We start from the raw sequence: 3,337 nt of genomic DNA, 5'->3' as shown, positions 1-3,337 counted from the left end.
TGCATCGCTGCATGTCGCGGCCAGTTGGAGCAGGCATTGGACTTCGTCCAGCGCTCTTTGACCCGCAACACCGACAACATCAGGGCTCGCGGGCTCAAGGCCTATCTGCTGCGTCGGCTGGGCAGGCAGGATCAGGCGGACCAAGTGGTGCGCGAGAACCTGGCCCTGGATCGGTTCGACTTCGTATCCGGATACGAGCGGGTCTTGGCAGGCGGCGATCCGGACGAGCTGTTCAAACTGATGCGCGGGGATTACCTCAACCTCCTGCGAGCGGCCCGTGGCTACGCGGCATTCGGCGCCTATGAGGAGGCGCTGCAGCTGCTGGGCCAGGCCGATCAGCATCAGCCCATGGTCCGTTATTATCAAGGCTGGTATCTGCACTTGCTGGGCCGGAAGGATCAGGCCCTTGAGGCCTTCCAGGCTGCCGAGGCTGCGCCTTCGGACTACTGCTTCCCCAATTCCCTGGATGATATCGCGCCGCTGCAGATGGCTATGGACACGGTCGATGGTCCCAAAGCAGCCTATTATCTGGGCTGTCTCTACTACGACAAGTCTCTGACGGACCGGGCCATCGAGCTTTGGGAGCATTCCCGGCAGCTGGATCCCGACTTCGCCACTGTTCACCGCAACTTGGCCATTGCCTACGGCAACAAGCGACACGATTGGCAGGCAGCCGACCATGAAATCGAGACCGCCTGCCGGTTGGATCCCGAAGATGCCCGGGTCTTTCTGGAGCGGGATCAGCTTCATAGGCTGATGGGCTGGAGCTTTGCCCGTCGGCTGACGGAATTTGCAAAGCATCCGGAGGTTGTGGCCCACAGGGACGATCTGTATATCGAATACCTGAGCCTGCTCAACCAAACTGGCGGCTACGAACGGGCCTATCAGCTCATGAGCAGCCGGCGCTTCCACCCCTGGGAGGGCGGCGAGGGCAAAATCACCGCCCAATACCGAATCTCGCTGAAGCTAATGGCCAAGGATGCCATGGCGGCCCAGGACTGGGACCGTGCTGCGGACCTGCTGGAGCGAGCCATGACCTATCCGGAGAACCTGGGCGAAGGCAAACTGGAAGGTCAGAAGGACAACGATCTTCACTACTATCTGGGGCTGGCCAGACGAGCAGCAGGAGACAAGGACGCTGCGGATCAGGAGTTCCATCTGGCCTGCCTGGGCTCCGGGCAAGTGGGGGAGTCGCTCTACTACAACGACCAGCCTGCTGAGATGGTCCTCTTCCAGGGGCTGGCCCACCAGGCTCTTGGCGAGCAGGGTCCGGCCAACGCCTGCTACTACCGGCTGCTGGACTTTGGCGAGCAGCATTTGGACGATCATGTGGAGAAGGACTACTTCGCAGTCTCCCTTCCCGACTTCCTGACCTTTGATGCGGACTATACCCGTATGAACCGGGTTCATTGCCTCTACCTGATGGCCCTGGCACGCATCGGCATAGGGCAGATCGACCAGGCTCGGGAGTGCCTGAAGCAGGTGCTGGAACTGGATGCCGGCCATATTCAGGCCGGGTTGCTCACTGATGAATTGGACCACAGGGCAATTCTCACCGGGAGGAAAGCATGATCAAGGTTGCATTGACTGGAGCCTGGCAGGTTCAGTCCCCATCTGAGCTGCAGGGAACCGTCCTGTTGCCGGGCACGCTGGACACCAACGGACTCGGACACGATGATCAGGAGCTGTCTGATGACTATGGCAGCGGCAAGCCCGGCCCCATCGGCTCTCGGCTGACCAGGCGGCACACCTTTGAGGGGAAGGTCAGGCTGTCCCGACAAATCAGATGGTCTCCACAGCCGGGGCGAAGGGTCTTCTTCGAGGTGGAGCGCGCTCGCCGCCTGGAGGTCAGGGTGGGAGAACGCCTGGTCGAGCCCTATCGTCCTCAGACCTTGAATACGCCGCATGTCTTCGAGCTGACCGGACTGCTAACGGGCGATGACCTGCTGCAGGTGGATTCCGACAACGCCTACCAGGGCATGCCTCACGACGCCATTGTGGATTCCTCGACCGCCACTGACCACACCCAGACCAACTGGAACGGGCTTCTCGGAAACATTGGCCTGCGTGTGGAGGAGGACACTTTTGTAGATAGCGTTCGTGCCTACCCCCATGGCGATGCGCTGACCGTAGAGGCTGATGTGGATTCGGGGCGAGGATTCCATGGCCGCTTGAGGCTCTATTCCGACGCGCTGGCCCAGCCTTTGGAGGTCGCTGCAGACCTGGAACCCGGGCGGCGAACACTGACCTGGCCCGATCTGCCCCTCGATGCCCATGCGGATCGCTGGGACGAATACCAGGGCTGTCTGCATGGCATGGCAATCGAGCTCCTGCCGCCAGACGGATCCAGGGTGCTCTCGCGGGTAAGTACGGACTTCGGTATCCGTGACTTCGCTGCCGATGGGCAGGGGAGACTGGCTCTGAACGGCAGGGCCTTCTTCCTGCGTGGCGAGGCCAATTGCGCTGAGTTTCCGCAGACCGGCTTCCCGCCCATGGACGTGGGCTCCTGGATTCGTATTTTGGAGGCCTACCGATCATACGGAGTGAATGTGGTCCGCTTCCATTCACACTGCCCGCCCGAGGCAGCCTTCATCGCGGCGGACCGGATGGGGATGATGATGCAGCCCGAGCTCTCGCACTGGGACTACCATCATGCCTTCCAGGAGGATGTGAGTTACCGCTACTATCGCACCGAACTGGAGCAGACGCTGCTCTTCCTGGCCAACCATCCCTCCTTTGTCATGCTCACCCTGGGCAACGAGCTGTCTGCGGATGCGACCGGCCACCAGCGCATGGCTCAGCTTATCGAGGATGCCCGGAGTATTGACGACACCCGGCTCTACGCCAATTCCTCCAACCCACACTATGGACAGCTGGGCAGTGATGACTGCAACGAGGTCTACATATCAGAGTCCTACAAGGGCCACGACCTGCGCTGCTGCTTCGCCAATATGCGTGGGTCTACCAACGCTGCCCATCCGGGAACTGCACACAATTTCGAGGACTCCATGCAGGCAGTCCGCAAAGTGTGCAAGGTGCCGGTCTATGGATTCGAGGTCGGCCAGTATGAAGTGCTGCCAGACTTCCGAGAGATCGAGGAGTTCACTGGGGTCACCCGTCCTGACAATTACGCAATGATCCGTGACAGGGTCCGTGAATCTGGCCTGGACCAGCGCACCTGGCTGGAATGGGTGGCCGCTACAGGCGAACTGTCGCGGATCTGCTACCGGGAGGAGGTGGAGTCCGTCCTGCGAACCCCTTCCATGTCGGGACTTTCGCTGCTGGGTCTGCAGGACTTTCCCGGACAGGGCACGGCTCTGGTGGGCATGATGGATGC

2 protein-coding genes are annotated in these 3,337 nt (G+C 61.0%); both read left to right on the top strand.

Features of this window, described 5'->3' with window-relative positions:
* Positions 1–1,572, top strand: a 1,572-nt coding sequence (locus AC0AP0_RS10670) for a tetratricopeptide repeat protein (protein WP_490430444.1), incomplete at its 5' end; no start/stop codon positions are given.
* The coding region (locus AC0AP0_RS10665; protein WP_490430443.1) for a glycoside hydrolase family 2 TIM barrel-domain containing protein at positions 1,569–3,337 on the top strand (1,769 nt) is incomplete at its 3' end. The genes AC0AP0_RS10670 and AC0AP0_RS10665, both read left to right, overlap by 4 nt.

This window comes from Bifidobacterium sp. POST2/T3 (B1), assembly GCF_058197115.1.
Note: the sequence above shows the minus strand (reverse complement) of the source record. Positions and strands in the feature narration are given on the sequence as shown.